Origin of the sequence: Bacillus sp. C30, from assembly GCF_040838255.1 — a bacterium.
Classification (GTDB): Bacteria; Bacillota; Bacilli; order Bacillales; family Bacillaceae_G; genus Bacillus_A; species Bacillus_A mycoides.
The window spans coordinates 1-3,460 of sequence record NZ_JBFPJH010000330.1; the positions used below are offsets into that span (position 1 = coordinate 1).

Here is a 3,460-nt window from a genome sequence, read left to right on the forward strand (position 1 = left end):
GTATAGTATACAGCGTGTACATCATAGAATTTTGTTTTTTATCGCTCGTTTTCCAGGGCTTAGTGTAAATGAGCTGCTATCACTTTTAGAAATAAGTAAACAAGCTCTTCACGGACCGTTGCGCCAACTGTTAGATAAAGGACTTATTGAGAGTAATGAAGCTGCACATGATCGTCGTGTGAAACAGCTGTCTTTAACAGAAGAAGGAACAGACTTAGAGAAAAAACTGAGCGATGTTCAAAGGGAACAAATGGGAGCTATTTTCTCACAGTTTGGCGAATCATGTGAAGCAAATTGGCATCAAGTTATGAATGAAATGGCAAATAGCCGTTCAGGATTTGATGCATGGACGTCTAAGCGTGAAATACCAGTAGAATAAAAGATAGAAACAGTATCTTGTTTTGTAGTTTGAAAAATCATAAATTTTTATCTGTATATTTGGCAACTATGGATAAAAAATTCACATTGCCAAAAACTTTATATGTGTACGTATTGAAATTTTAAAATTCATATTTCCGAGAGGGGAATTATAATGATAAAACTTGTACTCATTCGTCACGGACAAAGTTTGTGGAATCTTGAAAATCGATTTACAGGATGGACAGATGTGGATTTATCAAAGAATGGATTAAGTGAAGTGAGAGAAGCAGGAACAATATTAAAAAAGAATGGATATACATTTGATGTTGCGTATACATCGGTACTAAAACGAGCAATTCGTACATTATGGATTGTACTGCATGAAATGGATCTCACTTGGGTCCCTATACATAACTCATGGAAGTTGAATGAACGCCATTATGGTGCACTACAAGGATTGAATAAAGACGAAACTGCAAAAAAATATGGAGATGAACAAGTTCATATTTGGAGAAGAAGTATAGATGTGAGACCGCCTGCACTTACTGAAGATGATCCTCGATATGAGGCGAACAATCCAAGATATAAAACGTTAAAAAAAGATGAATTCCCATTGACTGAATGTTTAGAGGATACGGAGAAAAGAGTAGTTGATTATTGGCATTCAGAAATTGCACCGTCATTAAAAAGTGGTGAGAAAGTAATTATTTCATCGCACGGTAATACAATTCGTTCGCTAGTGAAATACTTAGACAATCTTTCAAGTGATGGTGTGGTTTCATTAAATATTCCAACTAGCATTCCGCTTGTTTATGAGTTAGATGAAAAATTACGTCCGATTCGTCATTATTACTTAAGTATGGATGGAGAAGTACCTGAAGGGGAAATTCCGAAACATATTTCTTTTTAACATGAAAATTTGAAACGCATGCTTGTCTACATATACAATGTAGATTCATGATAAAGTGAAACTTTAATCAGTGGAGGGTGTTCATCCCGCACTGATTATTAGCCTTCACCAATCGGGCTTTTATGGGCAGTTGATCCCTCACCTAACGTCTTTGCTTTCGCTGAATTTTGAGGTGGGGGGTCTTACTGCCCGTTAATGCGGGATAAAAGACGTGGCCTACTTCTAATGTATATGCGATGTTGCTAACTTTAGAAGGTTGTCCACGTCTTTTGTCATAAAGAGAGCTGTTTGTGCATGTAATGGTATCGTGAGTAGTTTTGGAATGGAGGGTGATGTGATTGACGATCTCTAACATTCGAATTGGCTTATTTATTTTAGCAATCGTCTTTATTGTTCTTGTTTTCTTTTATTGGAGAAATGAAGAGTTGTATGAGGAGAAGAAACAACGAATTCGAAAAACGTGGTACGGTTTGTTCATAACATCAGTCACAGTTTATTTCACGATAAAAGGAATAGATTTAACCCTCTGGAAAAATCTTTTAATGTTTACTGCGATGGTAATTTTCGTTGATATTGCATTCATTTTGACACCAAATATTTCAGAAATATGGGGCGCAAAATTCAGCGATATTGGAAAGACAGTCCAATCAATCAAAAGGTCATTAATTGCTTCAAAAGCAAGAGGAGAAATATATACGACAATTATTCAAAATGTGAATCCAACAGCCTTTGGGACAATGGAATGGCAAACGGAAGAGGAATATACAAAAAGCTTAAACTCATTTTTAGATTCATATGGGGAAAAGATTGGTGCGAAAATTGTTGTATTTGAAGCGGTGAAGGAATTAAATACAAACTTTCGTGGTATCCGCTCTCAATTTAGTATTATTGTTCCATTAGAACACATCGAGCAATTGAATGAGCAGAAAGCGGTGCAAGTAGAAAATGTCGGAATTATACCAGCAAAAATAGTTAGTGATGTTTTCATTGTTATTGATGGGAAGAAAAATAACCTTCAAGATCGAGATTTTGAAAATGTATATAATTTAACAATTCATCATAGTTATTTTAGTAAATAAGGACAGAATCTTTTTCTGTCCTTTTCACCTATACATAAAGGGAGAACAAATTCAGACAAGCTTGTATAAAATTGGACAATCATTCCTACACTAGCACGTAGAGGTGATTGTAGTGATAAAAGATTATGACAATGATTTTTTTAAAGAAGATAATGAAGATACAACAGATTTCTCTTTAATAAAAGGAGATACTTTGCAGCAAGTAGAAGAGTTAGAAGAAGAATTAAAAAGAAAATGATACGTGTACACTCTGTCTGCATTTGCTATATAATATAAATAAAAGGTTGTATCTTTTTGAAAAGGGGGAGAAGAGATGGCAGAAGTAAATGCTCAAAAATCTTCGTTTTTTAAAACTAAAAAAGAAGAATCAAATACAGATTTCTCTCTTGTGAAAGGTGCATTAACAGAAAATATAAATCGTTTAGAAAAACTTATGGATAGTAATAGTTCGAAATATGCTCGAGTGAAAAAAATAAAGGAAAATGTATAAGAGCATTTTCCTTTATTTTTTATTTTGCATTAAACTTTTCTTTTACTTTTAAAGGTAAATCCGCTTTTTGAATTTCTTCATAGGATTTTACTTCAATCGATGATATTTCATTTTTATCTTTATTTTCTTGGTCTACATAAATGCACAAAAATGCCTTTTCATTTAATTTTTGATCGTTTGATTGTTTTTTACTTCTAAATGTAATTTGTTTTCTTACTCCATCTTCATCATATGCCGGCAATGTGTAGTTCCGTAAGTTTCTACCTTCTATCTTTTCAATAAACCCTTCACCTTTTATCTGTACGTAATATACATCCTTACCGATTCTATTTAGAGAAGCTCTTTCACACCCGATAGTTAAGTTGCAAAATAATAAACTTAGTGTAATAAAAGATAAAAATTTTTTCATTTTCATTATCTACTTTAAATTATGTATTTAAAGTATACGGTTATTTTTTAAATAGAAAAATCGATTTTGATTACAGCACTCTTACAATCTTGTAAGAGTATAGCTTATTTACACTAAATTAAAAAATATGAGAATGGAATGAATAGGTTATAATGAATTTTTGAAATCTTAAAATAAAAGTAAAATAATGAATCATGGCATAATAATAAAGG

The 3,460-nt window shown here is 32.6% G+C and carries 6 protein-coding genes; 5 read left to right on the forward strand and 1 reads right to left on the reverse strand.

Annotation, left to right across the window (positions count from 1 at the left end):
- The 5 genes from AB3X49_RS19580 to spoIISB all read left to right on the forward strand — a co-directional run.
- Positions 1 to 379: MarR family winged helix-turn-helix transcriptional regulator (locus AB3X49_RS19580; RefSeq protein WP_367964177.1), on the forward strand; the 379-nt coding region annotated here is incomplete at its 5' end.
- A gap of 153 nt (positions 380 to 532) precedes the next feature.
- Entirely contained in the window at positions 533 to 1,270 is a 738-nt protein-coding gene (gene gpmA, locus AB3X49_RS19585; RefSeq protein ID WP_367964179.1) for a 2,3-diphosphoglycerate-dependent phosphoglycerate mutase, read from the forward strand.
- Positions 1,271 to 1,608: 338 nt separating this feature from the next.
- Complete coding sequence (locus AB3X49_RS19590; RefSeq protein WP_367964181.1) at positions 1,609 to 2,349, forward strand: type II toxin-antitoxin system SpoIISA family toxin; 741 nt, start codon at positions 1,609 to 1,611, stop codon at positions 2,347 to 2,349.
- 112 nt (positions 2,350 to 2,461) lie between these two features.
- A complete protein-coding gene (locus AB3X49_RS19595) occupies positions 2,462 to 2,587 on the forward strand; it encodes a hypothetical protein (protein ID WP_000588712.1) in 126 nt (41 codons plus the stop codon).
- A gap of 75 nt (positions 2,588 to 2,662) precedes the next feature.
- Entirely contained in the window at positions 2,663 to 2,839 is a 177-nt protein-coding gene (gene spoIISB, locus AB3X49_RS19600) for a stage II sporulation protein SB (RefSeq protein ID WP_367964184.1), read from the forward strand.
- Positions 2,840 to 2,858: 19 nt separating this feature from the next.
- Here the strand turns inward: spoIISB and AB3X49_RS19605 are convergent, their stop codons facing one another.
- On the reverse strand, positions 2,859 to 3,248 hold the full coding sequence (locus AB3X49_RS19605) for a YxeA family protein (protein ID WP_367964185.1): 390 nt from the start codon (positions 3,246 to 3,248) through the stop codon (positions 2,859 to 2,861).
- Positions 3,249 to 3,460: the final 212 nt, after the last annotated feature.

What these genes read in the sequence shown, in the direction of transcription:
- AB3X49_RS19605 (WP_367964185.1), bottom strand. Translation starts at nt 3,248, where the DNA reads ATGAAAAAATTTTTATCTTTTATTACACTAAGTTTATTATTTTGCAAC.
- spoIISB (WP_367964184.1), top strand. Translation starts at nt 2,663, where the DNA reads ATGGCAGAAGTAAATGCTCAAAAATCTTCGTTTTTTAAAACTAAAAAA.
- gpmA (WP_367964179.1), top strand. Translation starts at nt 533, where the DNA reads ATGATAAAACTTGTACTCATTCGTCACGGACAAAGTTTGTGGAATCTT.